At 66.1% G+C, this 26,156-nt stretch carries 23 protein-coding genes and 1 pseudogene; 5 read left to right on the plus strand and 19 right to left on the minus strand.

Going from position 1 to position 26,156, the window contains the following annotated elements:
- Positions 1-53: 53 nt before the first annotated feature.
- The 8 genes from hpaI to ACUXVH_RS15120 form a co-directional block, all read right to left on the minus strand.
- Positions 54-854, minus strand: a complete 801-nt coding sequence (hpaI, locus tag ACUXVH_RS15085) for a 4-hydroxy-2-oxoheptanedioate aldolase (protein ID WP_053158925.1) — start codon at positions 852-854, stop codon at positions 54-56.
- Positions 855-864: 10 nt separating this feature from the next.
- Complete coding sequence (gene hpaH / locus ACUXVH_RS15090) at positions 865-1,668, minus strand: 2-oxo-hept-4-ene-1,7-dioate hydratase (protein ID WP_015635875.1); 804 nt, start codon at positions 1,666-1,668, stop codon at positions 865-867.
- 2 nt (positions 1,669-1,670) lie between these two features.
- Positions 1,671-2,978, minus strand: coding sequence for an MFS transporter (locus ACUXVH_RS15095; RefSeq protein ID WP_011061657.1), 1,308 nt, complete (start codon positions 2,976-2,978; stop codon positions 1,671-1,673).
- A 135-nt stretch (positions 2,979-3,113) separates the two neighbouring features.
- On the minus strand, positions 3,114-3,503 hold the full coding sequence (locus tag ACUXVH_RS15100) for a 5-carboxymethyl-2-hydroxymuconate Delta-isomerase (RefSeq protein WP_011061656.1): 390 nt from the start codon (positions 3,501-3,503) through the stop codon (positions 3,114-3,116).
- A 65-nt stretch (positions 3,504-3,568) separates the two neighbouring features.
- Positions 3,569-4,426, minus strand: coding sequence for a 3,4-dihydroxyphenylacetate 2,3-dioxygenase (gene hpaD, locus ACUXVH_RS15105; protein WP_065364203.1), 858 nt, complete (start codon positions 4,424-4,426; stop codon positions 3,569-3,571).
- Between the two features lie 54 nt (positions 4,427-4,480).
- Complete coding sequence (hpaE, locus tag ACUXVH_RS15110; protein ID WP_041118525.1) at positions 4,481-5,941, minus strand: 5-carboxymethyl-2-hydroxymuconate semialdehyde dehydrogenase; 1,461 nt, start codon at positions 5,939-5,941, stop codon at positions 4,481-4,483.
- A complete protein-coding gene (locus tag ACUXVH_RS15115) occupies positions 5,942-6,742 on the minus strand; it encodes a fumarylacetoacetate hydrolase family protein (protein ID WP_019095470.1) in 801 nt (266 codons plus the stop codon).
- Positions 6,743-6,751: 9 nt separating this feature from the next.
- Positions 6,752-7,411, minus strand: coding sequence for a fumarylacetoacetate hydrolase family protein (locus ACUXVH_RS15120; RefSeq protein WP_053158921.1), 660 nt, complete (start codon positions 7,409-7,411; stop codon positions 6,752-6,754).
- Between the two features lie 198 nt (positions 7,412-7,609).
- On the opposite strand from ACUXVH_RS15120, the gene hpaA reads away from it, so the two are divergent.
- Both hpaA and ACUXVH_RS15130 read left to right on the plus strand, forming a co-directional pair.
- Positions 7,610-8,539, plus strand: coding sequence for a 4-hydroxyphenylacetate catabolism regulatory protein HpaA (gene hpaA, locus ACUXVH_RS15125; protein WP_011061651.1), 930 nt, complete (start codon positions 7,610-7,612; stop codon positions 8,537-8,539).
- 114 nt (positions 8,540-8,653) lie between these two features.
- A complete protein-coding gene (locus ACUXVH_RS15130) occupies positions 8,654-9,745 on the plus strand; it encodes a DUF1176 domain-containing protein (RefSeq protein WP_065364202.1) in 1,092 nt (363 codons plus the stop codon).
- A gap of 9 nt (positions 9,746-9,754) precedes the next feature.
- Here ACUXVH_RS15130 and ACUXVH_RS15135 read toward each other — a convergent pair whose 3' ends face one another.
- From ACUXVH_RS15135 to ACUXVH_RS15155, 5 genes are read right to left on the minus strand one after another with little or no spacing between them, the layout of a single operon-like run.
- Entirely contained in the window at positions 9,755-11,416 is a 1,662-nt protein-coding gene (locus ACUXVH_RS15135) for a GMC family oxidoreductase (RefSeq protein WP_445495271.1), read from the minus strand.
- Between the two features lie 35 nt (positions 11,417-11,451).
- On the minus strand, positions 11,452-12,753 hold the full coding sequence (locus ACUXVH_RS15140; protein ID WP_065364201.1) for a carbohydrate porin: 1,302 nt from the start codon (positions 12,751-12,753) through the stop codon (positions 11,452-11,454).
- A gap of 56 nt (positions 12,754-12,809) precedes the next feature.
- On the minus strand, positions 12,810-13,874 hold the full coding sequence (locus ACUXVH_RS15145; RefSeq protein ID WP_100255258.1) for a 2,3-butanediol dehydrogenase: 1,065 nt from the start codon (positions 13,872-13,874) through the stop codon (positions 12,810-12,812).
- Positions 13,874-15,154: an MFS transporter gene (locus ACUXVH_RS15150; protein ID WP_065364199.1), complete on the minus strand. Its 1,281-nt coding sequence runs from the start codon at positions 15,152-15,154 to the stop codon at positions 13,874-13,876. Before ACUXVH_RS15150 ends, ACUXVH_RS15145 begins: the two co-directional genes overlap by 1 nt.
- Before the next feature lie 34 nt (positions 15,155-15,188).
- The gene (locus ACUXVH_RS15155) at positions 15,189-15,722 is read right to left on the minus strand and encodes a 2,4'-dihydroxyacetophenone dioxygenase family protein (RefSeq protein ID WP_019095476.1); all 534 of its coding nucleotides are present in this window, start codon (positions 15,720-15,722) and stop codon (positions 15,189-15,191) included.
- Positions 15,723-16,048: 326 nt separating this feature from the next.
- On the opposite strand from ACUXVH_RS15155, the gene ACUXVH_RS15160 reads away from it, so the two are divergent.
- A complete protein-coding gene (locus tag ACUXVH_RS15160; protein ID WP_065364198.1) occupies positions 16,049-17,095 on the plus strand; it encodes a helix-turn-helix domain-containing protein in 1,047 nt (348 codons plus the stop codon).
- Between the two features lie 168 nt (positions 17,096-17,263).
- Here the strand turns inward: ACUXVH_RS15160 and ACUXVH_RS15165 are convergent, their stop codons facing one another.
- The 6 genes from ACUXVH_RS15165 to hpaB form a co-directional block, all read right to left on the minus strand.
- Positions 17,264-18,385, minus strand: a complete 1,122-nt coding sequence (locus tag ACUXVH_RS15165) for a class II histone deacetylase (protein ID WP_176707097.1) — start codon at positions 18,383-18,385, stop codon at positions 17,264-17,266.
- A gap of 89 nt (positions 18,386-18,474) precedes the next feature.
- The gene (locus ACUXVH_RS15170; protein ID WP_011061642.1) at positions 18,475-19,638 is read right to left on the minus strand and encodes an MFS transporter; all 1,164 of its coding nucleotides are present in this window, start codon (positions 19,636-19,638) and stop codon (positions 18,475-18,477) included.
- A 24-nt stretch (positions 19,639-19,662) separates the two neighbouring features.
- Complete coding sequence (locus ACUXVH_RS15175) at positions 19,663-20,535, minus strand: transporter (RefSeq protein WP_015635863.1); 873 nt, start codon at positions 20,533-20,535, stop codon at positions 19,663-19,665.
- A 135-nt stretch (positions 20,536-20,670) separates the two neighbouring features.
- Positions 20,671-21,648, minus strand: a complete 978-nt coding sequence (locus ACUXVH_RS15180; RefSeq protein ID WP_011061640.1) for a helix-turn-helix transcriptional regulator — start codon at positions 21,646-21,648, stop codon at positions 20,671-20,673.
- A 203-nt stretch (positions 21,649-21,851) separates the two neighbouring features.
- Complete coding sequence (gene hpaC, locus ACUXVH_RS15185; RefSeq protein WP_011061639.1) at positions 21,852-22,364, minus strand: 4-hydroxyphenylacetate 3-monooxygenase, reductase component; 513 nt, start codon at positions 22,362-22,364, stop codon at positions 21,852-21,854.
- Between the two features lie 142 nt (positions 22,365-22,506).
- The gene (gene hpaB / locus ACUXVH_RS15190; protein ID WP_015635861.1) at positions 22,507-24,069 is read right to left on the minus strand and encodes a 4-hydroxyphenylacetate 3-monooxygenase, oxygenase component; all 1,563 of its coding nucleotides are present in this window, start codon (positions 24,067-24,069) and stop codon (positions 22,507-22,509) included.
- A gap of 380 nt (positions 24,070-24,449) precedes the next feature.
- On the opposite strand from hpaB, the pseudogene ACUXVH_RS15195 reads away from it, so the two are divergent.
- Positions 24,450-25,217 (plus strand): annotated as a pseudogene (locus ACUXVH_RS15195) (MCP four helix bundle domain-containing protein); the annotation flags it as partial.
- Positions 25,212-26,075, plus strand: coding sequence for a methyl-accepting chemotaxis protein (locus tag ACUXVH_RS15200; RefSeq protein WP_370059506.1), 864 nt, complete (start codon positions 25,212-25,214; stop codon positions 26,073-26,075). The pseudogene ACUXVH_RS15195 and the gene ACUXVH_RS15200, both read left to right, overlap by 6 nt.
- The last annotated feature ends 81 nt before the right edge of the window (positions 26,076-26,156 follow it).

Genomic DNA, 26,156 nt, shown 5'->3' on the forward strand with positions numbered 1-26,156 from the left:
CGCATCCGCAAGACCGCCTTCGCCGGCAAGCCGGCTCCTACAGCCATCGCGCGTCAGTAAACCCCGCCTTCGCTGGTGGGGGTGTCCAGGGTCTTGTACTGGCCGGCCAGGCTCTGCAGGCCCTTCATCAGGACGGTGGTATCCACGCCCACCGCGACAAAATTTGCCCCCAACTCGATGCAACGCCGCGCCAGTCGCTGATCGGCACTGAGAATCCCTGCGGCCTTGCCCGCCCGACGAATCCGCACGATGGCGTCTTCAATCGCGGCCACCACGTCCGGGTGCCCGGGGTTGCCCCGCTGGCCCATGGCCGCCGACAGGTCCGCCGGGCCGATAAACACCCCGTCGACCCCGTCCACCGCGAGAATCTCATCCAGGTTGCGCAGGCCTTCGAGGTTCTCGATCTGCACCAGCAGGCACATCTGCTCGTCCGCCTGATCCAGGTAGCCGGCGATGCTGTTCCAGCGCGACGCCCGGGCCAGGGCGCTGCCTACGCCACGAACCCCCAGTGGCGGATAGCGCATGGCGCGCACCAGCTGGCGTGCCTGCTCGGCGCTTTCCACCATGGGGATCAACAGGGTCTGGGCGCCGATGTCCAGCAATTGCTTGATCAGCGCGGTATCGCCAATGGGCGGGCGGATAATGCCTTGGGCTGGGTAAGGGGCAATGGCCTGCAACTGCGCCAGCAGGCTGCGCAGATCGTTGGGCGCGTGTTCGCCGTCCAGCAGCAGCCAGTCGAAACCGGCGTTGGCCGCCAGCTCGGCACAGTAGCCGTCCGCCAGGCCCAGCCACAGGCCAATCTGCGGTTCGCGCTGTTGCAGGCGTTGCTTGAACAGGTTCAGTGGCATGTCCATGGCAGTCTCCTCAGACGAAACGGCAGGCAATGCTGCCCAACTGATCGTAGTCCACGTGGAATACATCCCCGGGACGGGCGGCCACCGGGCGAGTGAAGGAGCCGCCAAGAATGATCTGCCCGGCCTCCAGGCCGACGTCATAGGCCGCGAGCTTGTTGGCCAGCCAGGCCACGCCCTTGGCCGGGTGGTTGAGCACCGCGGCAGAGACCCCGGACTCCTCGATCACGCCATTGCGGTAGAGCACCGCCGGCACCTTGCGCAAATCCACATCCCCTGGACGCACGGCGCGGCCACCCATCACCACCCCGGCGTTGGCGGCATTGTCCGAGATGGTGTCGAAGACCTTGCGGGTGGCCTGGGTCTGCGGGTCCACCTGCTGGATGCGCGCATCGATGATCTCCAGCGCCGGGATCACCCAGTCGGTGGCGTCCAGCACATCGAACAGGGTGCAGTGGGGCCCCTTGAGCGGCTTGCCGAGGATGAACGCCAGTTCCACCTCGACCCGGGGCACGATGAAGCGCTGGAAGGGAATGTCGCTGCCTTCATCGAACAGCATGTCGTCCAGCAGGGCGCCGAAATCCGGCTCGGTGATGTTCGAGGAAACCTGCATGGCCCGTGAGGTCAGGCCAATCTTGTGGCCCACCAGCTTGCGCCCGTCGCGGATTTTCTGTTCCACCCAGCTGCGCTGGATGGCGTAGGCATCTTCGATGCTGATAGCGGGGTATTGCAGGGACAGCTGGCCGATCTGTTCACGGCTGCGCTCGGCGGCGTTGAGGCGCGCGGCGGCTTCCTGGATATCCGAGGGGCTGAGCATGGTTATTTCTCCCGAGGGTTGACGATATGAGCCGGTACCTGGAGCACCAGCCAGGCGCCGCAGGCAATCAGCAGGGCCAGGGCGTAGAGGGCCAGGCTGGCGCTTTGGGTGGCGTCGCGCACCACGCCGATCAGGTAAGGGGCAAGGAACGCGGCGACGCTGCCGAAGGAACTGATCAGGGCGATACCCGCGGCCTGGGTGCTGCTGGCGAGAAAGGCCGGCGGCAACTGCCAGAACATCGGTAAGGCGGCGCTGGCACCCATGCCCGCCACCAGCAGGCCGAACATCACCAGCCAGGGGTTGTCCGGGGCCAGCCCGGTGAGGATCAGCCCCAGGCTGGACATCAGCAGCGGCACCCCCAGGTGCCAGCGGCGTTCACGCAGGCGGTCCGAGGAGCGGCCGACGCCGAGCATGAACAGGCAGCCTGCCAGGTAGGGCAGGGCACTGAGCAGGCCGACATTGCTGTCCCGGGCGATGCCGGCGTGGTGGATCAGGGTCGGCATCCAGAAGGCGATGGTGTTCACCGCCAGCATCACCGCGAAGTAGATGCACACCAGCAGCCAGACGTGGCGGTCCCTGAGGATGCCGCTGAAACGGGTGATGGACTTGTGCTGTTCTTCCTGTTGCAGGGCCTGCAGCAGCCAGGTCTTCTGCGCCGGGGTCAGCCAGCCCACCTGTTCGATGCTTTCCGGCAGGGCCTTGAGCACCACCAGGCCCAGCAGCACCACCGGCAGGCCTTCGATGAGGAACATCCACTGCCAGCCGCGCAGGCCGCCGAAGTCGTGGAAGCTTTCCAGGATCCACCCGGAGAGGGGGCCGCCAATGACTCCGGCCATGGGCACGGCGATGGCGAACAGGGCGGTGACCTGGCCGCGGCGGCTGGCCGGGAACCAGCGGTTGAGCAGCACCAGGATGCCGGGGAAGAAGCCGGCCTCGGCGACCCCCAGCAGAAAGCGCAAAACATAGAAGCCCCAGGCGCTGTCCACCAGCATCAGGGCGCTGGACAGCAGGCCCCAGACCAGCATCAGGAAGGCGATCCAGCGCCGTGGGCCGACCCGGTCAAGGGCCAGGTTGCTGGGCACCCCGAACAGCGCGTAGGCGACGAAGAACAGCCCGGCACCCAGGCCATAGACGCTGTCGCTGAAGCCCAGGTCCTGGGTCATCTGCAGCTTGGCGAAACCGATGTTGATGCGGTCCAGGTGAGCAAAGATGTAGCAGACGAACAACAGCGGCATCAGCCGCCAGGTGATCTTGCGATAGCAGTCATCGACCTCGGCGACCGGCGCCGTGGCAAGGGTTGAGTGGGGCATGGCAATGATCTCGTTATTGTTCTTGTGTGGGTGGCCGGCCTGCAGGAGCCGGCTTGCCGGCGAAGGCGGATCCGGGGCTGGCACAAGGCCTGAGGGCCGCTTCGCTGGCGAGCCGGTTCCTACCGGCGGCTACCCTCAGGCTTGTCCGCGCAGGAACTCGTGCACGTTGTTGTGCTTGAAGTTCAGCTCGGCATCCAGCTCGCTCATTTCGAACGACAGGGCCAAGAGGCGCTGGCCCTGAAGCTCGGCGAAGTGCGCCTTGATGATCTCGAACAGGCCTTCGGCGACCTGGCGTCGTGTGGCCAGGTCGCGGCCGGCTCCCACTTGCAGGCGCATGTGGACGAAGGCGTAGTCGTGCTTGCCGTCGGCCATGCGCCAGGTGTCCAGGCGCACCCCGCGGCTGCGGATGCCCCCCAGGGGGAACACGCCAGTGGCGCCCAGGTAGTCATGGACCTTTTCGAACAGCCCCGGCAGGTCGGCAGCCTGTTCGATGTTGTCGGTGTATTCAGCGATGAAATGCGGCATGGGGAACTCCTTCGCAAGTGGCCGGCGGGAACCCGGCCGCTTGCGAGTCAGGGTGGCAGCTGGGCCTAGACAGGGAAGATGGCGTTGATCTGGCCGGTGCCGGAGCTGCCGAACAGCGGAGTGACGATTTCCGCTGGGCGGTTGTATTCAGGCCCGCCCAACAGCCCCAGGAGCATGGCCGTATCGTGCATTCCGCCCTCGCCATGACAGCTGCTGGCGTAGTCCGGGAGCATGGCGCAGAACTCGCGGAAGCGGCCCTGCTGCCACAGCTCCACCACCCGCTGGTCCACCTGCTTGTCGAATTCCCGGGTCCAGTTGTGGATGTTGGCCTCGGCCTCGCGGTCGTTGGAGAAACGGTGGGAGAGGGAGCCCGACGCCAGCACCAGGACCTTGCGATCGCTCTTCTCGATGGCCCGGCGCACCGCGGCGCCAAAGGTGAAGCTGTCTTCGAGGCGGTGCCAGGCGCACCAGGCGGCGATGGACACCACCTTCAAGTGCTCGGCGGCGGGCACGTCCATGTGCATGTAGCGCATGGGCACCAGGGTGCCGTACTCCAGTTCCAGGCTGGGAATGTTGTGGGCCAGGGTGCGCACGTCGGCGGCATTGGCCTCGGCGGCGATCAGCTCACCCAGCGCCGGGCAGCCCTGGTAGTCGTAGGTCATGTTCTTGATGAAGTGCGGCAGCTCGTTGCTGGTGTAGGTGCCGTTGAACGCCTCGCCGCAGTTGATGTGGTACCCGCTGTTGACCAGCCAGTGCACATCGAACACCACCGCGGTGTCGGCCCCCAGCTCCCGGGCCCGGCGGGCGATCTCCTTGTGCCCGGCAATGGCCGCCTCACGGCAGCCGTGGTGTTTGCCCGGCAGTTCGGACAGGTACATCGATGGTACGTGGCAGACCTTGGCGGCCATGACGACTTCGCCCATGGTGCTTCTCCTGAAACATCTTCTTGTTGGGGTGATCCGGGACGGTTCTGAACCTTACACGCCCCAGCGCGGGATGTGGTGGCTGCCCATGGAGAGGCAGACGTTCTTGATCTCGGCAAAGACCTCGAAGCTGTATTCGCCGCCTTCGCGACCGGTGCCCGAACCCTTGATGCCACCGAAGGGCTGGCGCAGGTCGCGCACGTTCTGGCTGTTGATGAACACCATGCCGGCCTCGATGCCACGGGCCAGGCGATGGGCCTTGCCGATGTCCTGGGTCCAGATGTAGGAGGCCAGGCCGTACTCGGTGTCGTTGGCCAGTTGCAGGGCCTGGGCCTCGTCCTTGAACGGGATCAGGCACACCACCGGGCCGAAGATCTCTTCCTGGGCGATGCGCATCTTGTTGTCCACGTCGGCGAACACCGTGGGCTGGATGAACTGCCCGCGGGCCAGGTGCGCCGGCAGGTTGGCCGGGCGTTCCAGGCCGCCGGCCAGCAGGGTTGCGCCTTCTTCCAGGCCGATGCGGATATAGCCGGTGACCTTGTCGTAGTGGGCCTGGGTGATCATCGAGCCGACCTGGGTCTTGGGGTCCTGCGGGTCACCGACGATCAGGCGCCTGGCCCTGGCGGCGAACTCCTTGACGAACTGCGGGTAGACGCTTTCCTGGATGAAGATCCGGCTGCCGGCGGTGCAGCGCTCGCCGTTCAGGGAAAAGATGGTGAACAGCGCGGCGTCCAGGGCCCGTTCCAGGTCGGCGTCCTCGAAGATCAGCACCGGCGACTTGCCGCCCAGTTCCATGGAGTACTTCTTCAGGCCCGCGGTCTGCATGATCTTCTTGCCGGTGGCGGTGCCGCCGGTGAAGGAAATTGCCCGCACGTCCGGGTGGCGCACCAGGGCATCGCCGGCGGTGGCACCGTAGCCCTGGACGATGTTCAGCACCCCGGCGGGAATCCCGGCTTCCACCGCCAGCCGGCCCAGCTCATTGGCGGTCAGCGGCGACAGTTCGCTCATCTTCAGCACCGCGGTATTGCCCAGGGCCAGGCACGGCGCGGTCTTCCAGGTGGCGGTCATGAACGGCACGTTCCATGGCGACACCAGGGCGCAGACGCCCACCGGCTGGTACAGGGTGTAGTTGAGCATCTGGTCGTCCACCGGATAGCTGTGGCCATCCATGCGGGTGCAGACCTCGGCGAAGAAATCGAAGTTGTGGGAGGCCCGGGGAATCAGCACGTTGCGGGTCTGGTGGATCGGCAGGCCGGTGTCCAGGGTTTCCAGCTCCGCCAGGTGCGGCACGTTCTCTTCGATCAGCGCACCCAGGCGGCGCATCAGCCGCGCGCGTTCCTTGGCCGGGGTATTGGCCCATTTCGGAAAGGCGTCCTTGGCCGCCGCTACCGCCTGGGCGATTTCCTCGGCGCCGCCGCTGGCCACCTCGCCAATGGCTTCACCGGTGGCGGGGTTGTAGTTGGTGAACACTTCGCGGCTTTCGACTTCGCGGCCGTTGATCCAGTGCTTGATCATTTATGCGTGCTCCTTGGCCACGGCAGTGGGCTCCGGGTGGGCGTGATGGGTGAAGAATTCGCTTTCGCTGACGATGCGGTTGACCAGCCGGCCGATGCCTTCGATTTCCACCACCACCTCATCGCCGGGCACCACGTCGGACAGGCCTTCGGGGGTGCCGGTGGCGATCATGTCCCCCGGTTGCAGGGTCATGAAGCCGGACAGGTATTCGATCAGGTAGGGGATGTCGAAGATCATGTCGGCGGTGCTGCCTTGCTGGCGCAACTCGCCGTTGACCCAGGTGCGCAGGGTCAGGTTGTTGGGTTCGGGTACCTGGGCCGCGTCGATGATCCACGGGCCTACCGGGGTGGTGGCATCGCGGTTCTTCACCCGCAGGTTGGGCCGGTAGTAGTTCTCCAGGTAGTCGCGGATCGCATAGTCGTTGCACAGGGTGTAGCCGGCCAGGTAGTCCAGGGCATCCTCGCGCTTGACGTTGCGCGCGGTCTTGCCGATCACCGCCACCAGCTCGCACTCGTAGTGCATGTAGGCGACGTTGTCCGGGCGCCAGGTCACCTGTTTGTGGCCGGTGTAGGTGCCGGGAGACTTGATGAACACCAGCGGTTCGGTGGGCGGCTTGAAGGCCAGCTCGGCGGCGTGGTCGGCATAGTTCAGGCCCAGGGCGAACATGGTCCCGGTGGCCGGCGGCAGCCACTGCACCTGGTCTTCGGCCAGGACCCGGCCGTCTTCCAGTTGCAGGGTGTTGGGGCCGGTGACCAGGGCCTGGTGGACCTGGCCCTGATAACGAATGCGTGCATGTTTCATGTCGGTTCCTTATTCGGCCACGATGGTGTTGGCGAGGCGGCCCAGGCCGCTGATCTGCACTTCGACCCGATCGCCGGGACGTACATCGACCCGGCCTTCCGGAGTGCCGGTGATCAGCACGTCACCGGGGTGCAGGGTCATGAACTCGCTGATCTCGGCAATCAGCTGGGGAATGCTGCGCACCAGGTTGGCGGTGCTGTTGTGCTGCACCCGCTCGCCGTTGACCCACAGCTCCAGGCTCAGGGCATGGGGGTCGGCCACCTCGGCGGCCGGTACCAGTTCCGGGCCCAGGGCGCAGAAGCCGTCCCGGCACTTGGCCTTGACCGCGGGGCGGTAGTAGCTGTCTTCCGGCAGGCTGAATTCGTTGACGATGGTGTAGCCGGCCACGTGTTCCAGGGCGTCTTCCAGGCGCACCCGGCTGGCGCGCTTGCCGATCACCACGCCCAGGGCCGGGCCGGGCTGCAGGCGCTCCACACCCTGGGGAAACACCACCGGCGCCTCATGGCTGTTGCGGGTGTTGGGGGTCTTGATGAACAGCACCGGCTTCACCGGCGGCTTCTGGTAGGGCGGCTGGGTGAAGCTCTGCAGATGGCTCTGCAGCAACCCCTGGTAGTTCAGCGCAACGCCGAACAGGGTGCCGCCGGCGTGATCGTTCAGTGCACGGCTCATCGGGCTCTCCTGGTGTCCGTACCCGTAGCGGCTTGCCGCTGGCGGGTCGATTTCGTTAATGTGTTAACGTTATATTTAATATGTTAACGATCGTCAAGCGATGGACTGCCCGCTTCCATCCCGCAGTGGCGGGCAAGCCGCGAATCACGCAGGATGCGCAGGGTCCGCGTGGATCAAAATAAAAAACAGAAGGGCGCCATGAACCCACGCCAACCGATTCCCAACATCAACATCGGCCAGGTCTACGACCAGCGTTACGCCGATGCCCAGGTGCACTACGACAAGCTCAGCAACCTGGCCGGCTTCTTCGGTCGCAACATGCCGGTGCATCGCCACGACCGTTTCTTCCAGGTGCATTACGTGCAGAGCGGCGCGGTGCGGGTCTACCTCGACGATCAGCAGTATCTGGAGTCGGGGCCGATGTTCTTCCTGACCCCGCCGACCATTCCCCACGCCTTCGTCACCGAGGCCGACAGCGAAGGCCATGTGCTGACCGTGCGCCAGCAACTGGTGTGGGAGTTGATCGGCGCCGACCCGGCACTGGCCCCGGCGCCCCAGGTGCCGCCGGTGTGCGTGGCCCTGGCGCGCCTGGGGCCGCAGTTCGCCGGCGAAGTACGACGCCTGGAGGGCCTGTTCCATGAGTTGCAGCGGGAGATTGCCGGGCAGGGCCCGGGGCGCGAGCCGGCGCTGGAAGCCCTGACCCGGCTGCTGATGATCAGCCTGCTGCGGTTGTCGGCCAACTCCCTGACGGCGCGCCCGGCACGCCATGAAGACCTGCAGATTTTCCACCGCTTCAACGAGCTGATCGAGGCCCGCTACCTGGAGCACTGGCCCCTGGGCCGCTACGCCAGCAGCCTGGGAGTGACCGAGGCGCGCCTCAATGATGTCTGCCGGCGCATCGCCGACCTGCCGTCCAAGCGCCTGGTGCATGAACGGGTGATGCAGGAGTCCAAGCGCCTGCTGCTGTTCACCGGCAGCTCGATCAACGAAATCTGCTACCAGCTGGGCTTCAAGGACCCGGCCTATTTCAGCCGGTTTTTCCAGCGTTACGCCAAGACCGCGCCGGGGGAATACCGCTTGCGCCAGGGGCAGGCGCCTGCCCCTGGCGCAAATGCGCCGGGTGCCTGATCCCTGGGGCAGGGCTGATGCCATGGAGCCGCGCCCAGGCAACTGACCCTGGCGGTATTCGCCGCCTGGCGGGCGTGGCAGAATCCGCGCCTTTGCCCGACAAGGAGCGTCGTCATGCTGCGTACCGTTGTGTTGCCCCTGCTGGTGTTTGGCGCCTTGCCGTGCCTGGCCCGGGAGCTGCCGGAGCTGACGCCGCTGTGGTTGCAACAGGAGGGCTGGATCGGCGCGTGCGACAACCGCCGCGACTGCCAACTGCTCTACGCGCCGAACATCGATTTTGCCGAACGGGTCAACCACCTGACCCTGAAAATCCGCAGCCAGGCCGGCCCCGAAGGCCTGTTGCAACTGCAACTGGAGCACCAGGGCGCGCCATTGGAACTCGGTGCATTGCGCCTGGATGGCCAGCCGCTGGAGCCCGGCTTGCTGGCGGCGCTGGTCCAGGAAGTGGAAGCCCCCGACAGCACCCGTGAACAACAGTACTACCGGGTTGATGACCAGCCCCTGGCCCGGCAATGGCTGGCGCGCCTGCGCACCGCGCAGGTGCTGGAACTGCCGGGAGAGGAGCCGGCCCAGGTGCTGCTCAAGGGGCTGCCGGACTTGCTGCAACGGGTGGACCAGGTGCAGCAGCGCCTGGGCACGGTCAGCGCCCTGGCGGCACCCGGCGAACAGCCGGCCAGCGCGGTGCCCGGGTTGCAGCCGGCCGCGGCATTGCGCCCCTATCCCGGGGTGAAGCCCCTCGGCGCCCGAGAGCGCACCGGGCTGCTGGCGGCGGTGCGCAAAACCTTGCCGCCGGCAAAGACCGAAGATGCCGACGACTACGTCATGCCACCGAGGATCGAGGTCTATCCCCTGACCGCGCAGCAGGCGCTGGTCTTCGAGTTCTCCGATTGCGGTGCCTACATCTGCCTGTTCGATATCAGCAGCCGCTCGCGCACGGCGCCCTATGCGCTGCAGCCCCTGCAGATGCAGGCGTTGCCGGCCGGCAGCGTCGACCATGCCGGGGGCCTCAACTATTACCCCGAGACCGGCGAGCTCAGCAGTTTCCTCATGGGCCGCGGGATAGGCGACTGCGGTGAAATGGCCAGTTGGCACTTCGATGGCCAGGCCTTCCAGCTCACCGATTATCGGCGCATGCCCACCTGCAGCGGCCTGGGCTACGAAGACTGGCCGGTGCTCTGGAGTGCCGAGGCACCCAAGCGCCCCTGAGCCCCGGCATCAGGTGCAAGCTTCGCCTTGAAGCACGTTGCTCGGTTGCGCCGGTGCCGTGCCCAGCAACAGGTCTGCGGCCTTTTCGCCGATCATGATTGCCGCCGCATTGGTGTTGCCGGTGATCAGGCTCGGCATGATCGAGGCGTCCGCCACCCGCAGCCCCTGGAGGCCGTGGACCCGCAACTGGTCGTCCACCACCGCCAGTTCGTCGTGGCCCATCTTGCAGCTGCCCACCGGGTGAAACACCGTGCCCAGGTGCTGGTGGATCCATTGCTCGATCTGCTCCTGGCTCTGCACCTGCGGGCCGGGCACCAGTTCGCCCTTGAGGCGTTGGGAGAAGGCCCGGGTCGCTGCCAGCTGGCGCACCAGGCGCAAGCCGGCCACCAGCTTGCGCAGGTCTTCGGGGTGGCTGAGGAAGTTGGCGTCGATCAGCGGCTTGTCGTGCGGGTCGGCGGAATTCAGGCGCACCCGGCCGCGGCTCTGCGGGTGCATCACCGCCACATGCAGGCTGATGCCGTGGCCCACGGGGATCAGGCGCTGGGGCTGGTTCTTCAGGGCCGGGGCGACGATCAGCCCCAGTTCCGGCACCGGGTCCTCGGGCGCAAGGCGCAGGAAGGCACCGGACTCGACGGTATTGGAGGTCAGCGGGCCCTGGCGCCGGGTCAGGTACTGCCAGGGTGAGCGGGCCAGGGGCAGCAGGCCCTTGGCGGAAATGCCGTAGCCCAGCTCGGGGTCGCTGCGGTACATCAACACGATGTCCTGGTGATCCTGCAGGTTGAGCCCGACCCCTGGCAGCGGGTGGCGGGAAACGATCCCGTGGCGCGCAAGCTCCTCGGCCGGGCCGATGCCGGAGAGCAACAGCAGTTGCGGCGAGTTGATCGCCCCGGCGCACAGGATCACTTCCCGGCGTGCCTGCAGTTGCCAGACCCGGCCGTCCTGGCTGATTTCCACACCGCTGGCACGAGTGCCTTGCAGCAACACCCGGTGGGTCAGGGTGCTGCTCAGTACCGTCAGGTTCTGCCGGTGCAGGATCGGGTGCAGGAAGGCCCGTGCCGCGCTGCAGCGCTCGCCGTTGATCTGGGTGACATGGAAGGGCCCGAAGCCTTCCTGCTCCGGGCCATTGAAGTCCGGGTTGTAGCTCCAGCCCAGCTCGGTGGCGGCCTGGTAGAACACCTGATTGACCGGGCTCGGGCTGCGCTGCTCGGCGACGTTGAGCTCGCCGTGCTGGCCGTGCCACGGCGAGGTGCCGGGTTCGAAATGCTCCGAGCGCTTGAAGTAGGGCAGCAGTTCGTCATGGCTCCAGCCCTGGTTGCCGGCGGCGGCCCAGCGGTCGAAGTCCAGGCGATGGCCGCGGATATAGATCATGCCGTTGATCGCGCTGGAGCCGCCCCAGACCCGACCCCGGGGGCAGGGGATCGGCACGTCGCCACTGCTGGCCTGTGGGCTGAACTGGTGCATCCAGTTCCAGCGCGGGTTGGCGATCAGGCGGATGATCCCCGCCGGAGTGCGCACATAGGCGGCGGGCAGCAAGGTGCGGTCACTGGGCCCGGCTTCGATCAGGCACACCTGGACCTTGGGATCGGCGGACAGTCGGTTGGCCAGCACGCAACCGGCGGAACCGGCGCCCACCACGATGTAGTCGAAGGTCTGCGTGGTTGTTTCACTCATCGGAGGTACCTCGTTGGCAGTCACAGAAATCCATCTCAGAGCCCCAGCAGCGAGCCGACGTCGAGGGTCACTTGCAGGCCGACGACAAAGCCGTTGCCGCTCAGCTCGCGGGCTTCGGGGTTGTAGAAGTTGTCCGGGTTGACCAGGTACTGGATGCTGGGCTCCAGGGCCAGTTGCCGGGTCAGGGCGATATGGGCGTTGGCTTCCAGTGCGTAGACATTGCGTTCGCCCAGGCGCGGGTCGCCGCCGTTGGCGATGCGGGCCTGCTGCTGGAAGCGCAGCTGGTGGTCGTTGAGGCGCAGGTAGCTGGCCTTGAGGTTGAGCTTGTCCTGGGGCCGGTCGAAGGGCGCGAGGTAGGTCAGCCCGGCCTCGGCGAACTGGCTGAAGGGCTGCTTGTCATCGGCCGCCGCCGACAGCGAACCGAACAGCAGCAGGGCCTGGGGCGCACTGCCGGTACCGGCGTCGGCACGCCACAGTGCCTGCTGGAACTTGAAGAAGGCACCGCCGGTGCCGAAGTCCATGGCCCCGGTCAGCGGGTCCACCTGCTTGGAGGTGTTGTAGTAGCCGTTGAGCTCGTAGTGGGAGCTGTAGGCATCGCGGTTCTGGCTGCCGATGCCCAGCAGCAGGCTGGTGCCGCTGGCGTCATCGGTACTGAAATCCAGGCCCTTGCGCTCCTTCAGGTAGTCCACCGGGTTGGACTCGAAGGCGCCGCCATGCACGTACCACTGGGGCGTCAGCTGGTATTTCAGGTAGCCGCCCCAACTGCCGTAGGGCGGCGGCAGGATGCCGGTGGAAGAGTCGATGATCGGGTCGTTGCAGGTCACCGTGCTTTCGCAGTTGTAGATATAGAAGTAGCGCCGGGCGTTGGTCCGCCCCAGGCTCAGGTCGACCCGGCCGTCGAGCCAGGTCTGCTGGTAGGTCAGCAGGCTCAACTGGTTGCTGGTGAGGTCGTTGTGGATCGGCGCGCCGCCGAAGTAGCTGCCGGCGGCGCCCTGCCAGTTGCGCGAGGTGGGCACGCCGGTCTCGTGGTCGAGGATGAACAGCGTCTGCTCGAAGTGCAGGGCTGCGCCGTCGAGGCCGGCGAAGGTCCCCAGATCGATATCGGCACCGACGAACAGGTCGCCGCTGTTGCCGAAACTGTGGGGCCGGGGGCCCGTGTCCAGGTTCTTCATGGCCAGGCTGAGGAACTGCACATGGGGCGTGATGCCACGGTCGGCCAGGTAGTCCCCCAGGTCGGACAGCGGGCCGGTACGCAGCGTGGGCGGCGTCTGGGCAAGGCAATCAAGGGGTAGCAGCAAGGCGGCCAGCAGCGGGCACAGCGCATAGGTTGCATTCATGTCGGGTACTCGATTCTTGTTGTTTTTGTCTTGAGTGTCGGTTGCACATCGTTTGTTCAGGCATCGGCCAGGGCCGGGGTCGGGTTGACCAGCACCTTGATCTGGCTCTTGTCTTGCAACAGCGCCTGGAAGCCTTGCTCCACCGCCTGGTCCAGGGCCAGGCAGCGGGTGACCGCCCGGCTCAGGTCCAGGCGCCCGCTGGCCAGCAGCTGGATCAGTTCGGGGTAGACGTGGCGGTAGCCGACGCTGCCGAGCAGGCGCAACTCGTTGTTCACCAGGTGGAAGGCATCGAACTGCACGTCGCCCATCAAGCCCACCAGCACCGCTTCGCCGCCCTTGCGCAGGCAGTGCAGGGCATGGCTCAGGGTCTGCTGGCTGCCGGCGGCCTCAAAGGCGCTGTCGATACCACCGGCGCTCAGTTGCCGCAGGCGTGCCTGCAGTTGCGGGTCGGCGCCGTCCAGGGCCTCAGAGGCGCCGAACTCCAGGGCCAGGCGCCGGCGCTCGGGGTCCAGGTCCACGGCGTAGATCCGTTCCACCCCTCGCAACCGTGCCAGTAGCACCAGCAGCAGGCCGATGGGCCCCAGGCCGAACACCGCGCAACTGTCGCCGGCCATCAGGCTGCTCTGGTTCAAGGCGTGGTAGGCCACCGCTGCCGGCTCCAGCACGGCCGCCTGCTTGAAGCTGACGCTGTCCGGCAGCAGGTGCAGCATGTAGGCCGGTACCACCGCCTGTTCGGCAAAGCCGCCGTCGCCCATCAGGCCGATAAAGCCCATGGATTCACAGAGGTTGTACTGGCCCATCTGGCAGTACGAGCACTCGCCGCAGCGGTATTCGGGTTCCACCGCCACCCGCTGGCCCAATAGCCGCGCATCCACGCCCGGGCCCAGGGCTACTACCTGGCCGCAGAACTCGTGGCCCAGGGTCAGCGGCGCCCGGCAACCGGACAGCGGGTGAGCCACCTGCTGAGGTATGGAGTGAGGGCCGTCGGCGTACTCATGCAGGTCGCTGCCGCAGATGCCGCAGTAGGCGACTTGCAGCAGCACCTCGCCGGGGCCGGGCTGGCGCGGTTCCAGCTGAGTCAGGCGCAGGTCGCGGGCGGCATGCCATTGCAGTGCTTTGATCATGGGTTTCCTCCCAGGCTCGGGCTGGGTGCAGGGTGGGGGCCGGGGTGCCGGCGTTGTTGGCGGGCCAGTACCGCGGGGGCGGTTTCCTTGAGGAACAGGGCCAGCACGGCGGCCAGCAATGCGCCGCCGCAGGACATCCACATGACGATCGACAGGCCGAAGCGGTCGGCGGCGAAGCCGGCAATGGTCGGAGCGATGAAGCCGCCCACCAGCTCGCCGATGCCCATGATCATGCCCAGGGCCGTGGCCATGACTTCGCGGGGCACGGTTTCCGCGGGGATGGTGGCCATGAACAGGGTGAAGCAGCCCAGGCCGGTGTAGGTCAGCAGCATCAGCACCCCGAGCATCCAGGGCGACGAGGCGTAGAGCAGGGCGATGGGACAGCAAGCGGCAATCAGCGAGAACAGCACCAGGGTCGGGCGCCGGCCGAGGCGATCGGAGATTGCCGGCACGCCGAAGCCCCAGAGCACCCAGGCGCCTCCCAGGCAGCTCATCACCGTGCCCATGCTGGCCGGGCTGTAGTCACGAACCTTGACCAGGAAGGTCGGGGTGAAGGAAATCAGGATGATGAACCAGGTCAGGAACACGCAGCTGATGAGGGTGCAGAGCACGATGTTGCGGCTCTTGAGCAGGGCCAGGCGATGGCTGCCACCCGGGCTGGACGGGGTGTGCGCTCGCGGTTCGTGTCGCGGTGGGTCGGGCTGCACGTAGCGCCAGATCAGCAGGGCGATCAGTAGCCCGGGAATCAGCGAAATGATGAAGGCGTGGCGCCAGCCGTAGGCTTCGGCCAGGGCGATCAGCACCGGCGGGCCGATCACCGCGCCCAACAGGCCCGCCGCCGACCCTTGCAGCAGGCCCATGTTCAGGCCCCGGCGATGGGGCGAGGAGGCTTCCACCATCAGCGATTGGGAGAGCGGCAGGATCGGCCCCTCGGCCAGCCCCATGATGGCGCGGAACAGCAAAAGGCTGAGAAAGCCGGTGACCAGCCCGGACAGCGCCGAGCACAGGGAAAACAGGATCACCGCGACGATCAGCAACGGCTTGCGCACGCCCCGGCGGTCCGACCAGGCACCCACCAGGGCCCCGGACACCGCCCAGGCCAGGGCCAGGATCGACGACAGCATGCCCAGGTGGCTGTTGCTCAGTTGCAACTCGTCAGCCATGAAGGGGAACAGGAAGGACAGCGCCAGACGATCGAAAAAGACGAAACCGAAGGTCAGGAACAGCACCCCCAGCAAGGTGTTCTCGTAACCGGCCTTGTTGTTTTTATAAGCCATGGTGGTTCTCCGAAGGAGGCGTGGGCAGCGCCGGTCAGCGGAACAGGGTGTCGATATGGGCGGCGCCCAGGCCGATCTTTTCGTAGTGGGCGCGGCACATGGCGATGTAGGAGTGCACGTCGAAGTAGCCGTCGGGCTCGCCCTGTTCGTCGAGCCAGATCAGCGGGCCCTTGACGATGAAGAACACCCGCATCGGCTGCTCATGCTCATAGGCCACCAGGGTGTGGCCTTCGCCCGGGGTCTCGTAGACGAAGTCCCCGGCGGTGGCGGTCCACTCGTGCTCCAGGTAGCCCCATTTGCCGGACAGGGTGTAGGCGAAGACTTCGTGGGGGTGGTAGTGGCGGTTCACCAGCCCGGCGCTGCGGGCCAGGAGAATGTCGCACCAGCGGTTTTCGCTGGGGGAGATCCACAGTGGCCGTGAGGACACGGTCTCGGTGAAGGGCACGTACAGGCGCAGGTCGTCGCTGGCGGCATCGGGCAGGTAGACCTCCGGCTTGGCGTCGGGCTTGAAGCAGTTGGCGATCGGTTGCAGGTCTTTCCAGAATTCACGGTGGGCGGCTTCGGGCATGGTGGGCCTCGGTTGTTGTTATGGGAGGAGCCTGGGCAGCCGGGCAGGGCGGCCATGGGGGTACGGCGCAGACTTTAGGTCGGGAGCGGGGCAAGGGTTTGCACGGATCGGACTGGTTGTTTGTCTGTTTCGGACGGCTTTTTTCCTACGGCCGATAGAGAGCTGATGACGCACTCAAAGCGACCGGGCCCCACTGCGTTTCAAGTTGACAGGCTATATAGTTCAGATGTTAATGAATGGCCGCAGCCCGCAGTGCCTGCGGCCCCAGGTGTCCGGACACTGCCTTGCCGTCCGGGGAACATCCCGCCGCCATGAGAAGAACAACAATGTCTCCATGCGCCTTGCTCGAAACCCGGCATGCCAGCACCCAGGCCGTCGACCTGGACCAACGCCTGGCCTTCTGGGAGGACTACAACGCCAGCACCCTGGTGGGGCTCAAGTGCAACTCCTACGCCGAGGGCGGTTTCGCCGCCAGCCAGGACAACCTGCAATTGAGCGCCATGCGCCTGGCCCGCATCGTCGGCAACGAACACGTGGTGGAGCGCGACACCTCGATGATCCGCGGCGTGCCCAAGGAGTCGATCTTCGTGTCCCTGGTCACCGGCAGCGGTTCGTTCTTCTACCAGGATGGCGCCTGCCAGGTGCTGGAGCCGGGGGAGCTGGTGGTCTACCGCACCGATAAGCCCTATCTGTTCGGCTTTTCCGGGGCCATGCGCCAGTTCATCTTCGACATTCCCCAGCAGCAGTTCGCCGAGCGCTGCCTGAAACGCTTCGACCGGCCTTTGCGGATCAGCGTCGAAAGCGGGGTCCAGCGCCTGTTGCTGCGCACCCTGGGCGAACGTACCCGGGGCTTTTTCCAGCAGCCCCTGTGCGCCGAGGCCGAGGCTTATCAGGAGCAGGCCTTCGAGCTTCTGGCCAGCATCATTGCCGGGCATGTGGGGGAACGGCCAATCAACGCCCTGAGCGCCTCCTACCTGCTGGCGGCCAAGCAATGCATCCATGAACAGCTGGCCGACCCGACCCTGAGCTGCGAGCGGGTGGCGGCCCAGACCGGCATTTCCACCCGGCACCTGGCCCGGCTGTTCGCTCTGGAAGAAACGCTACCCAGCCGCTTCATCCTGGAAAAACGCCTGCAACAGGCCCGTCAACTGCTGTGCAGCAGCCAGGGAGCGGGCCTGGATATCAGCGAGATCGCCTACCGGCACGGCTTTGCCAGCCAGGCGCATTTTGCCCGCGCCTTCAAGAGCCGCTTCCAGCAAACCCCCAGTGAGGCACGCGCCCTTGGGGTAGCCGCAACCCTGGCAAGCCCGACAGCCGAAAGCGTCGGTCACGCCTGTGGCGACAACCTCCGGGGCCTGGAGCAAGGCAACTGATCCACCCGGGCCACACTGGTGCAGCAAGTAGCCCAGGGGAGCGGGGGAAGGATGGCCGGTTGGGCAGAGCGGTGTTCCGCTGGCTGGAGCCCGGGCTCCGGGGAACGCCGTTGGTGGATGCCACCGCTCGGGTGGCGGGGCTTGCCCGTTCCGGCACCAGAGCGGGGGTCAGCGCCCGGCAGCCTCCATGGCTTGGGCTTGAAGGTCGAGCAACTGGCGTTGAAAGGTCACGAATGGCTCCTTGGGCTGTTGCAGGCGTACGAACTCCAGCATCGGGTCGGCGACGGCGGTGCGGATTCCCGACAGCGCCTCCAGGGTGGCCAGCCCGCAAAACGGTACGTAGGCCTCGGAGTAGCCGCCTTCATGCACCAGCACCAGGCGCCCTCGGCACAGGCGCTCGGCAGCATCCTTCAGGCACTGGGTCATCTCGCGGAACGAGTCACTGTGCAGCAGCATCCGCGCCAGGGGGTCCACGGCGTTGGCGTCATAGCCACAGGCGACAATGATCAGTTCCGGCTCGAAGCGCTCCAGGGCCGGTATCACGATGCGCTGCATGGCGTACAGGTAGGCGTCGTGGCCACTGCCCGGCAGCAGCGGGATATTGATGTTGCAGCCCAGGCCGGCGCCGCGCCCGCGGTCCTGTTCACCGCCATAGCCCGGAGGGAAGCAACCGTCCTGGTGCAGGGACAGGGTCAGCACGTCGGCCCGCTCCTCGAAGATCGACTGGGTGCCGTTGCCGTGGTGCACGTCCCAGTCGATGACCGCTACCTTGCCCAGTCCATGACGGGCCTTGGCGGCCTCGATGGCGATGGCGATGTTGGCCAGGAAACAGAAGCCCATGGCCTGGTCGCGGGTGCAGTGGTGTCCCGGTGGACGGGACAGGGAATAGGCGTTATCGGCTTCGCCGCTGAGCACGGCGTCCACGGCGGCTATGGCCAGCCCGGCGGACAGCTGGGCGATTTCATAGCTGCCCGGGCCCACCGGCGCCTCGTCGCCGAGGTGACCGCCACCGGCGTCGCTCAAGGCCTTGAAACGCTGCAGGTAGGCAGCACTGTGGACCCGCAGCAGGTCGTCTTCGGTGGCCGCTGCGGCGCTGCGCAGGTGCAACTGTCGGGTCAGGCCGGAGACATCCATCAGGCTTTTCAAACGGCGTTTGGTTTCCGGTGATTCGGCGTGCCCGGCGGCGGCTGGCGGCTGTACCCAGCCCCCCACCGGCAGGGTCAGGACGTGGGGGCCGCCGCTGTGCCACAGGCTGAGTTCGTCGAAGAAAAACGCGCTTTTACAGGTCATGGTGATATCCATTTTTCAGGGTGGAATTTACAACGCGACAGCGGCTGGCCCAGGCCCTCGGTGCCAAGGGCACCAGGGCACCGAGAGCGTTAGCGTGCAGGCCGGCAACTGAGTACCAGGGCCATGGACAGCAGGGTGATTGCGGCGCCCGCCAGGAGCAGCCCGCGGAAGCCGCCGCTGCCTTCGATCAGCCGCCCGGCGATGGTCGGGCCTATGGCCAGGCCGGCGCTGATCACCAGGTTGGAGGCGTTCATCAGGCGGCCGCTGCGGTCCATTTCGGCCATGCGCGCGAGGATCAGCGGCAGGATGAAGGTCCAGGTGAACTTGAACACCAGCGCCGCCAGGGCAAAACGCGCCAGTTGCGGCTGGCCCAGAAGCAGCAGCACCGAGCCGGCCATCAGGCCGTAGCCCAGCAGGAGCAGGGCGCTACGGGGCAGGCGATCGCCGAACAGGGTGGCGCACAGGGCGCCGGCAATGCCCATCAGGGTGGCGATGGCCAGCACGTCGCCGCTGGTCTGTGCCGAAAGGCCGGACTGGCCACCGATGGCGCCGATGAAGGTCCAGACCCCGCTGAGGCTGATGTAGAAGGTCAGGATGCCGAGAATCCCCAGGGTGGCCTTGGCCCTGGAAACCGGCGGGGCCTTGGCTTCATGGCTGGCCGCCTTCGCCGCGCCCGCTGGAAAGCTGCGAGCCAGGGGCAGGCACAGCAGCATCAGCAGCGCCATGATCAGGTAACAGGCACCCAGGCCGAAGCGCTCGAAGAGCATGGGCAGCAGGCTCAGGCCGATGGCCCCCAGCACCAGTTGGCCCATCACCCAGAAGCCGTAGGCGCGACTGGGGTTGGGGCTGGCGGCGGCGCTGGCCAGGCAGATGATCATCAGCGAGCCGCCGGCCAGGGCACTGCACGAGCGTGCGATCAGCAGCAGCGAATAGTCGTTGGCGAGCATCGACAGCAGGTTGGCGAGAATGAACAGCAGGGCGCTGCACAGCGCCGCGCGGCGCCAGTCGATGTGTTTCAGCCACCAGATGGCGGGCAGGGTGGCCAGGCTCATGGCCCCCAGCTCGGCGGAAAACAGGTCGCCGATCTGGGAGGGGCTCAGTTGCCACTGGCTGGCCAGTTGTGCGGCAATGGCCGGGGCCGTCAGCAGCACCGCGGGGGTGATGGCAGCGAACAGCACGATGGCCGCCTGGAGCCCGAGGGGCTGGCGGGTGATCGGCGGGTTCTGGCTCAAGGCGGGGTTCTGGGTGTTCATGGACAAGCTCCTAAGGCAAGGGGGTCAGAACACATGGACCAGGCGCAGCAGGGCGTCGGTGCCGGCAAAGCCGTTCTGGGTGGCGACGTTCTGCGACAGGCCGAACATCAGCTGGTTCTGCTTGTCCAGCCAGTGGCCGAGCTCGAACCCGACCTGGGTGTAGCGCTTGTGGGTGTCGTCGATGCGCCGGTCGTTGATCCGCAGTTCGCCGCCATCGGCGTGGATCAGGCGCAGGGCACCATAGGTGGCGGGGGTGAAGTCGTAAGAGGCGAAGGCCTGCAGGCGGTAGAGCGGGTCCTGCTTGAGGTCGCTGCCGAAGTAGTCGTCGTTGGTGCCATAGAGCTGGGCTTCCAGGTTGGCCTCCAGCACCCACTTTTCCCCCAGGCCCTGGGTGTAGTTGTAGACAAAGGTCGCGCCCCAGCGGTTGGCCCCGGGGGAGACGTCGGGGTTGCGCCCGTGGTACTCGCCCACGGGCAGCGTGATCAGGGTCAGCAGGCCGCTGTAGGTGCGGGTTTGCGGCTGGTTGATGAAGAACAGCGTGCCGCCCACCTGGGGGTCGCCAAAGCCGCTTTCGCCGGTGTGGCGTTCGGCGCCGGGCAGGCGCGCGTCGATATCGGCGAAGGGCACGATGAACTGCGGGGTACAGAGGGTGCCGCACAGGTCGCTGAAGAACACTTGGCGGTAGGCCATGGCATTGACTCGCAGCTCGGCCTTGCCCGTGCTGTCGGCCGGGCCGTGGAAATCACCGGCGCGGGTGGCGGGCAGGTACAGCACGCCCAGGCTGGTGCCCGCTGGGGCGGCGAAGAAGTCCCGGGCATTGAGGTCGGCGGCGTTCAGTGAAAGGCTGGCCAGGGTAGCCGTCAGGGCCAGGGTGATGCGGGGCACGGGCGTGGTCATGGGCGGTGCGTCTCTTGTTGGAGTTGTTGTTCGGCGAACGGCTCGCCGGCACACGGCAGGGGCTGGAAAAAGGGCAAAGGCTGCCCGTGGCCGTCACATTCGACGGCACTGGTCAAGGGTGGTCAGGGGGCGGAATCAGCCGGGAGGGGCATGCAGCAACTGGGCGATGCGGGCCTTGTCCTTGACCCCGAGCTTGCTGTAGATGGCCCGAATGTGATGGCGCACGGTGTTGGGCGACATGCCCAGGTCCCGGGCCACTTCCTTGTAGGTCTTGCCTTCGCCGAAGCACTGGGCGACGGCATTTTCCCGTGGGCTGAGCCGGGGCAGCAGGTTGCGGCTGCGGGCCGCCAGGAGGCAGAGGTCGCCTACCGCCGAGGATTCCACCTGCAGGGACTTGCCTTCGAAGCCGCCGGGGTCCAGCGCCATGGGCAGTTGCGGGCCGCTCCACTGCGGCCATTCATGCAGCAGCAGGTCGACGAAGCCGCGTTCGGCGCATTGCAGCACGCCGCGCTGGTCGCACACGGCCAGGGCCAGGTTGCGCGGGCCGGTGAGCTTCTCGCGCATGGCCACCAGGGTGCGGATCTGGTTGGCCGACACTGCGGCCACCAGGTGCAGCATCAGGTTGTTCAGCAGGTGGCAGTCGCCCTGGTTGAAGCGCGGCGCTCCCGGGGCGCGGTACAGCGCCAGGTGATTGTTCAGGTGGGTGTGGGGGTCGATGTGCACCACGCACAGCAGTTCGCCGATGTTGTACTGGCGGCCCAGCCAGTTGAGGCCGGGGCCGTTGTCCGGATCGGCCATGTCGACGATCACCGCCCGGCCCGGCACCTCGTGGACCCGGCTCACCGTGACATCGATGTGGCGGATCGATTGCCAGTCCGGCAGGTAGCTCGGTGGCAGGCGGTACAGGTAGCAGCTGTGTTCATCCGGCAGGCCATCCACCAGTGCGGCACGGCCCCACCAGGCGCTGTCGAAAGGCAGGAGCCTGCTGATGCGCGCCAGTGCATGCTGGTGCAGGTTTTCGATGTCCCTGTTCTGCGCCAATTGCTGCAGTTCAAGGGTCAGTTCGCTGAAGGCCTGCAACAGGCTGGCCGGGGCACGCTCGGGGTGGTTCATGGGTCTGTACCTCTGTGCGACGTTGTTATTGTTTTCGTCACGGAAGGGGTTTGGGACCGGTACGTCAGGGGACGTGGGCAGGGCCTGGTTCGAGTATCGATGGCTTGGAAGAGCCGCGCCATCCTACAGATGCAGGAGGTGGCCCTTGGCCCGGATGCCGGCGGGCATCCAGGCGCGGGAAATGACGGCCAGGAGGGAAGGGTTCAGGCCGCCCGGCAAGGGTGGGCCAGGCGATGGAAGCAACGGCTGAAGTACACCAGTGAGTCGCCGTGCTCCAGCACGCCGATTTCATCCAGTTCCACCAGCATTACCGAGTGCGTGCCGATTTCCTGGACCTCGGTGATGCGCCCCTGCAGGCTGGCCAGGGCGCCCTCCAGCACCGGCAGGGCCTGCAGGCCGTCGCGCCAGGGGTGCAGGCCGAAGCGCTGGTCCATGGCCACGCCGGTCATGCCGGCAAAGTGCCGGGCCACTTCTTCGTGTTCGCCGCTGAGAACGTTGACGCACAACCGCCCGTTGCCCTTGAACACCGGGTTCAGGGCGCTGTTGCGGTTGACGCAGACCATCAGGGTCGGCGGGCTGTCGGTGACCGAGCAGACCGCCGTGGCGGTGATACCGCAGCGGCCGGCGGGGCCGTTGCTGGTGATGACGTTGACCGCTGCGGTCATGTGCGCCATGGCGTTGCGAAAGGCGAGTTGCTTGGGATCGAGTACAGACATGACGAATTCCTCGTGGACGCAGGGCATTGCGCTGCAGGAGCCGGCTTGCCGACGAAGGGACCTGGGGCCTTGTGGCGCTCTGGCGGGCGTTTTCGCTGGCAAGCCAGCGCCTGCACAAGCCCGCTCCTGCATGTGGCGTGGGCTATTGGCGGATGCGGTCCAGCATGTTGATGTCATCCGGGTTGCTCAGGTGCGGCACGGTCCAGCCGTCGAGGTCGTAGTCCCCCAGGCACTTGTCCACCAGGTCGGTCATGGCTTTCATCGAGCCGCTGGCCTGGGCGTGGCGCAGGCACTGCATGCGGATCTCGTCCTGGCTGCCGGCGTAGTTGATCTCGTACAACTCGTGGCGGCCGCCGAATTCGGTGCCGATGGCGTCCCACAGCAGCTTGAGGATCTTGATCCGCTCCTCGTGGCCCATGCCCCCGGAGCCCCGGCAGTAGGTACCGAGGTACTGGTTGAGGACCGGGTCCTTGAGGTCGCGGGAGCCGGAGGGCAGGTAGATCAGGCCGCTGGCCACCACCTGCTCGATGATCTTCTTGATGTCGGTGTAGGCCTGGGGCGCCAGCACCCGGTAAGCCTGCAGCGCCTGGGTACTGGGCAGGTAGACGCCGTTCATCCATTCACTGGCGTTGCCATGCATGGCGTCGGTCAGGGACCAGAACAGGTTGCGCCAGGCCACCACTTCGCCAACCTGCGCCTGGACCCCGCGAAACTCCAGGGAACCGGTGCATTGCAGGGCCTTGACCAGCAGCCCGGTGATGAAATCGAGCTTCACCGCCAGCCGGGTGCAGCCCTGCATCGGGAACAGCCGGCCAAAACCGCCTTGAGGGAACCACTGGCGGCAGCGCTCGAAATCGCGGTAGATCAGCACGTTTTCCCAGGGGATGAACACCTTGTCCATGATCAGGATCGCGTCGTTCTCGTCGAAGCGGCTGGAGAGCGGGTAGTCGAAGGGCGAGCCGGTCATGCCGGCCTGCAGTTCATAGGAAGGGCGGCAGATCAGCTTCATGCCCCGGGTGTTCATCGGCGCGATGAACATCAGGGCGAAATCGGTGTTGTCCCCCAGCAACTGGGCCGAGCCCTGGCCGACGAAGTTGTAGTGGGTCAGGGCCGAGTTGGTGGCCACCACCTTGGCGCCGCTGACGATGATCCCGCCCTCGACTTCCTCGTCCACCGAGATGAACACGTCCTTGACCTGATCCACCGGTTTGTCGCGGTCGATGGGTGGGTTGACGATGGCGTGGTTGAGGTAGAGGCAGGCTTCCTGGATGCGCTTGTACCAGGTGCGGGCGTTGTCTGCGAAGCGCCCGTAGAACTCCGGGTTGGCCCCCAGGGCGCTGCCGAAGGCGGCCTTGTAGTCGGGGCTGCGGCCCATCCAGCCATAGGTCAGGCGCGACCAGTCGGCGATGGCGTCGCGCTGCTGGCGCAGTTCATCGGGGCTTTTCGCCGAACGGAAGAACTTGTGGGTGTAGCCGCCGTTGCCGGTGTCGGTGTCCCAGCACAGTTGCTCCTTGGTGGCCGGGTCGTGCAGGGCGTCGTACAGGCGGGCCATGGAGGCCGCGGAGTTGCGGAAGGCCGGGTGGGTGGTGACGTCCTTGACCCGGTCGCCATAGATGTAGATTTCACGGTCGTCGCGCAGGCTGGCCAGGTATTCGGCACCGGTCAGCGGGCGGTCGGTTGCGGCACGAAAGTCTTCAGGTTTCATATCCAGTCTCAGCGTTGTTTTTATTGACTGGGGCCATGATGGGCAGCCGCGGGAATGGACTAAATGGCTTTTCCGGCGAATGAATTGCACTTTTCATAGGGAGGCGGGTGGCCGGAGCGAGGGTCGAAAACGGTGGCTGAGGGGCGATGCTGTAGCGCTTTATCGATTCACTTCTCGTTGTGTTGTATCAGCAGTGATACACCGGTCACATTCAGAAATATTTTTAACAATCAGCCATATGAAAGCTCAAGTTCGGCCGATATCTCTGACAGGCCCGCGGACTTCCAACAGCGCGGCGCCCGACGTCGGCACAGCCCCTGATGCGCCGACGGCTCAACGGCATGGATGCCCGTCGCCCGTTCTCCCTCGAGAGTCGTCCTATGTCCTTGCGTAACCTGAATATCGCCCCTCGTGCTTTCCTCGGTTTTGCCTTCATTGCCTTGCTGGTCGTGGTGCTGGGGGTGTTTGCGGTCAATCGCATGGCGGTGATCCGCGAAGCCTCGGTGGACATGGAAAGCAACCAGCTGCCCAGTGTCGGCTTTCTCGGCAACCTCACCGAGAACGTGCTGCGCCTGCGGATTCTTTCCTTCCGTGTGCTGGTGAACCGCGAGCCGGCAGGCCTGGCAGAAGCCCAGACGCGCATCGGCGTGCTGGTGGACAACGCCAGAAAGGCCCAGGCCAGCTATGCGGCCTTGCCGGCGGGGCCGCAGGAGGCGGCGCTGTACAAGACCTTCGCTACGACCCTGGACAACTACCTGCAGGCGCAGAACGAGATGCTCGAACTGTCGCGCCAGAACAAGCTGGATGAAATGCGCAGCCTGATCAATTCGCGGATCAAGGAAGGCACAGACCAGATGGGCGAGCAGTTGAACCAACTGATCGCGATCAACGCTGCTGATGCCAGGAGCGCTTCCAAGGCTGCCGGCGAGCACTACAGCAGCGCCATCGCCGGGATTGTGGCGGTGGCTGTGCTTGCCGCGCTGCTGACCATTGTTCTGGCGCTGTTGCTCACCCGCAGCATCGTCACCCCCCTGAACAGGGCCCTGAATGCCGCGCAGGTGATCGCCGGCGGCAACCTGCGCCAGGCCATCGAGGTCGATGGCAAGGACGAGCCGGCGCGGCTGTTGCAGGCCCTGGCCGAGATGCAGGCCAGCCTGCGCCGCACCATCGAGCAGATCGCCGGCTCGGCGACCCAGCTGGCCTCGGCCTCGGAAGAACTCAGCGCGGTCACTGAAGAGGCTTCCCGCGGCTTGCAGCAGCAGAACAACGAGATCGAACAGGCGGCCACCGCGGTCAACGAAATGACCGCCGCGGTGGAGGAGGTGGCGCGCAACGCGGTGTCCACTTCCGAGGCTTCCCGGCAGTCGACCCAGGCCGCTCGCGAAGGTCGCGACCGGGTGGTGGAAACCGTGGACGCGATCCAGACCATGACCCACGACGTGCAGAGCACCTCGGTGATGATCGAAGGCCTGGCGACCCAGGGCCGGGATATCGGCAAGGTGCTGGACGTGATCCGGGCCATCGCCGAGCAGACCAACCTGCTGGCCCTCAACGCGGCCATCGAGGCGGCCCGTGCCGGCGAGGCCGGGCGCGGCTTTGCGGTGGTGGCCGACGAGGTGCGGGCCCTGGCCCATCGCACCGCCCAGTCGACCCAGGAAATCGAGAAGATGGTGGCCGGCATCCAGAACGGCACGGGCGACGCGGTGGAGTCGATGCAGCAGAGCAACCAGCGTACCCAGAGCACCCTGGAACTGGCCCGCGCCGCGGGTGTGGCCCTGGAGCAGATTGCCGAATCCATCAACCAGATCAACGAGCGCAACCTGGTGATCGCCAGCGCCTCGGAAGAGCAGGCGCAGGTGTCCCGCGAGGTGGACCGCAACCTGGTGAACATCCGCGACCTGGCCACCCAGTCGGCGGCCGGGGCCAACCAGACCAGCGCCGCCAGTCATGAGCTGTCGCGCTTGGCGGTGGACCTGAACGCTCTGGTGGCGCGTTTTGTGATCTAAGCGTCCAACGGCGCTGGCGCTCGCTCGACGAGTGCCGCGCCAGCACCTAGGGTTCTGGCTGAAGCATCTTTCATGGAGAAA

The organism is Pseudomonas sp. 8(2025), assembly GCF_052665325.1.

Bases quoted from the DNA above. Each gene is read 5' to 3' on its own strand.
- ACUXVH_RS15200 (WP_370059506.1), top strand. From the start codon at position 25,212: ATGCAGGCCAGCCTGCGCCGCACCATCGAGCAGATCGCCGGCTCGGCG.
- hpaE (WP_041118525.1), bottom strand. From the start codon at position 5,941: ATGATCAAGCACTGGATCAACGGCCGCGAAGTCGAAAGCCGCGAAGTG.
- ACUXVH_RS15095 (WP_011061657.1), bottom strand. From the start codon at position 2,978: ATGCCCCACTCAACCCTTGCCACGGCGCCGGTCGCCGAGGTCGATGAC.
- ACUXVH_RS15130 (WP_065364202.1), top strand. From the start codon at position 8,654: ATGCTGCGTACCGTTGTGTTGCCCCTGCTGGTGTTTGGCGCCTTGCCG.
- ACUXVH_RS15165 (WP_176707097.1), bottom strand. From the start codon at position 18,385: ATGACCTGTAAAAGCGCGTTTTTCTTCGACGAACTCAGCCTGTGGCAC.
- ACUXVH_RS15135 (WP_445495271.1), bottom strand. From the start codon at position 11,416: ATGAGTGAAACAACCACGCAGACCTTCGACTACATCGTGGTGGGCGCC.
- ACUXVH_RS15180 (WP_011061640.1), bottom strand. From the start codon at position 21,648: ATGAACCACCCCGAGCGTGCCCCGGCCAGCCTGTTGCAGGCCTTCAGC.
- hpaC (WP_011061639.1), bottom strand. From the start codon at position 22,364: ATGTCTGTACTCGATCCCAAGCAACTCGCCTTTCGCAACGCCATGGCG.
- ACUXVH_RS15150 (WP_065364199.1), bottom strand. From the start codon at position 15,154: ATGGCTTATAAAAACAACAAGGCCGGTTACGAGAACACCTTGCTGGGG.
- ACUXVH_RS15100 (WP_011061656.1), bottom strand. From the start codon at position 3,503: ATGCCGCATTTCATCGCTGAATACACCGACAACATCGAACAGGCTGCC.
- ACUXVH_RS15155 (WP_019095476.1), bottom strand. From the start codon at position 15,722: ATGCCCGAAGCCGCCCACCGTGAATTCTGGAAAGACCTGCAACCGATC.
- ACUXVH_RS15175 (WP_015635863.1), bottom strand. From the start codon at position 20,535: ATGACCACGCCCGTGCCCCGCATCACCCTGGCCCTGACGGCTACCCTG.
- hpaH (WP_015635875.1), bottom strand. From the start codon at position 1,668: ATGCTCAGCCCCTCGGATATCCAGGAAGCCGCCGCGCGCCTCAACGCC.
- hpaD (WP_065364203.1), bottom strand. From the start codon at position 4,426: ATGGGCGAAGTCGTCATGGCCGCCAAGGTCTGCCACGTACCATCGATG.
- ACUXVH_RS15140 (WP_065364201.1), bottom strand. From the start codon at position 12,753: ATGAATGCAACCTATGCGCTGTGCCCGCTGCTGGCCGCCTTGCTGCTA.
- ACUXVH_RS15170 (WP_011061642.1), bottom strand. From the start codon at position 19,638: ATGAACACCCAGAACCCCGCCTTGAGCCAGAACCCGCCGATCACCCGC.
- hpaI (WP_053158925.1), bottom strand. From the start codon at position 854: ATGGACATGCCACTGAACCTGTTCAAGCAACGCCTGCAACAGCGCGAA.
- ACUXVH_RS15115 (WP_019095470.1), bottom strand. From the start codon at position 6,742: ATGAAACATGCACGCATTCGTTATCAGGGCCAGGTCCACCAGGCCCTG.
- hpaA (WP_011061651.1), top strand. From the start codon at position 7,610: ATGAACCCACGCCAACCGATTCCCAACATCAACATCGGCCAGGTCTAC.
- ACUXVH_RS15160 (WP_065364198.1), top strand. From the start codon at position 16,049: ATGTCTCCATGCGCCTTGCTCGAAACCCGGCATGCCAGCACCCAGGCC.
- ACUXVH_RS15120 (WP_053158921.1), bottom strand. From the start codon at position 7,411: ATGAGCCGTGCACTGAACGATCACGCCGGCGGCACCCTGTTCGGCGTT.
- hpaB (WP_015635861.1), bottom strand. From the start codon at position 24,069: ATGAAACCTGAAGACTTTCGTGCCGCAACCGACCGCCCGCTGACCGGT.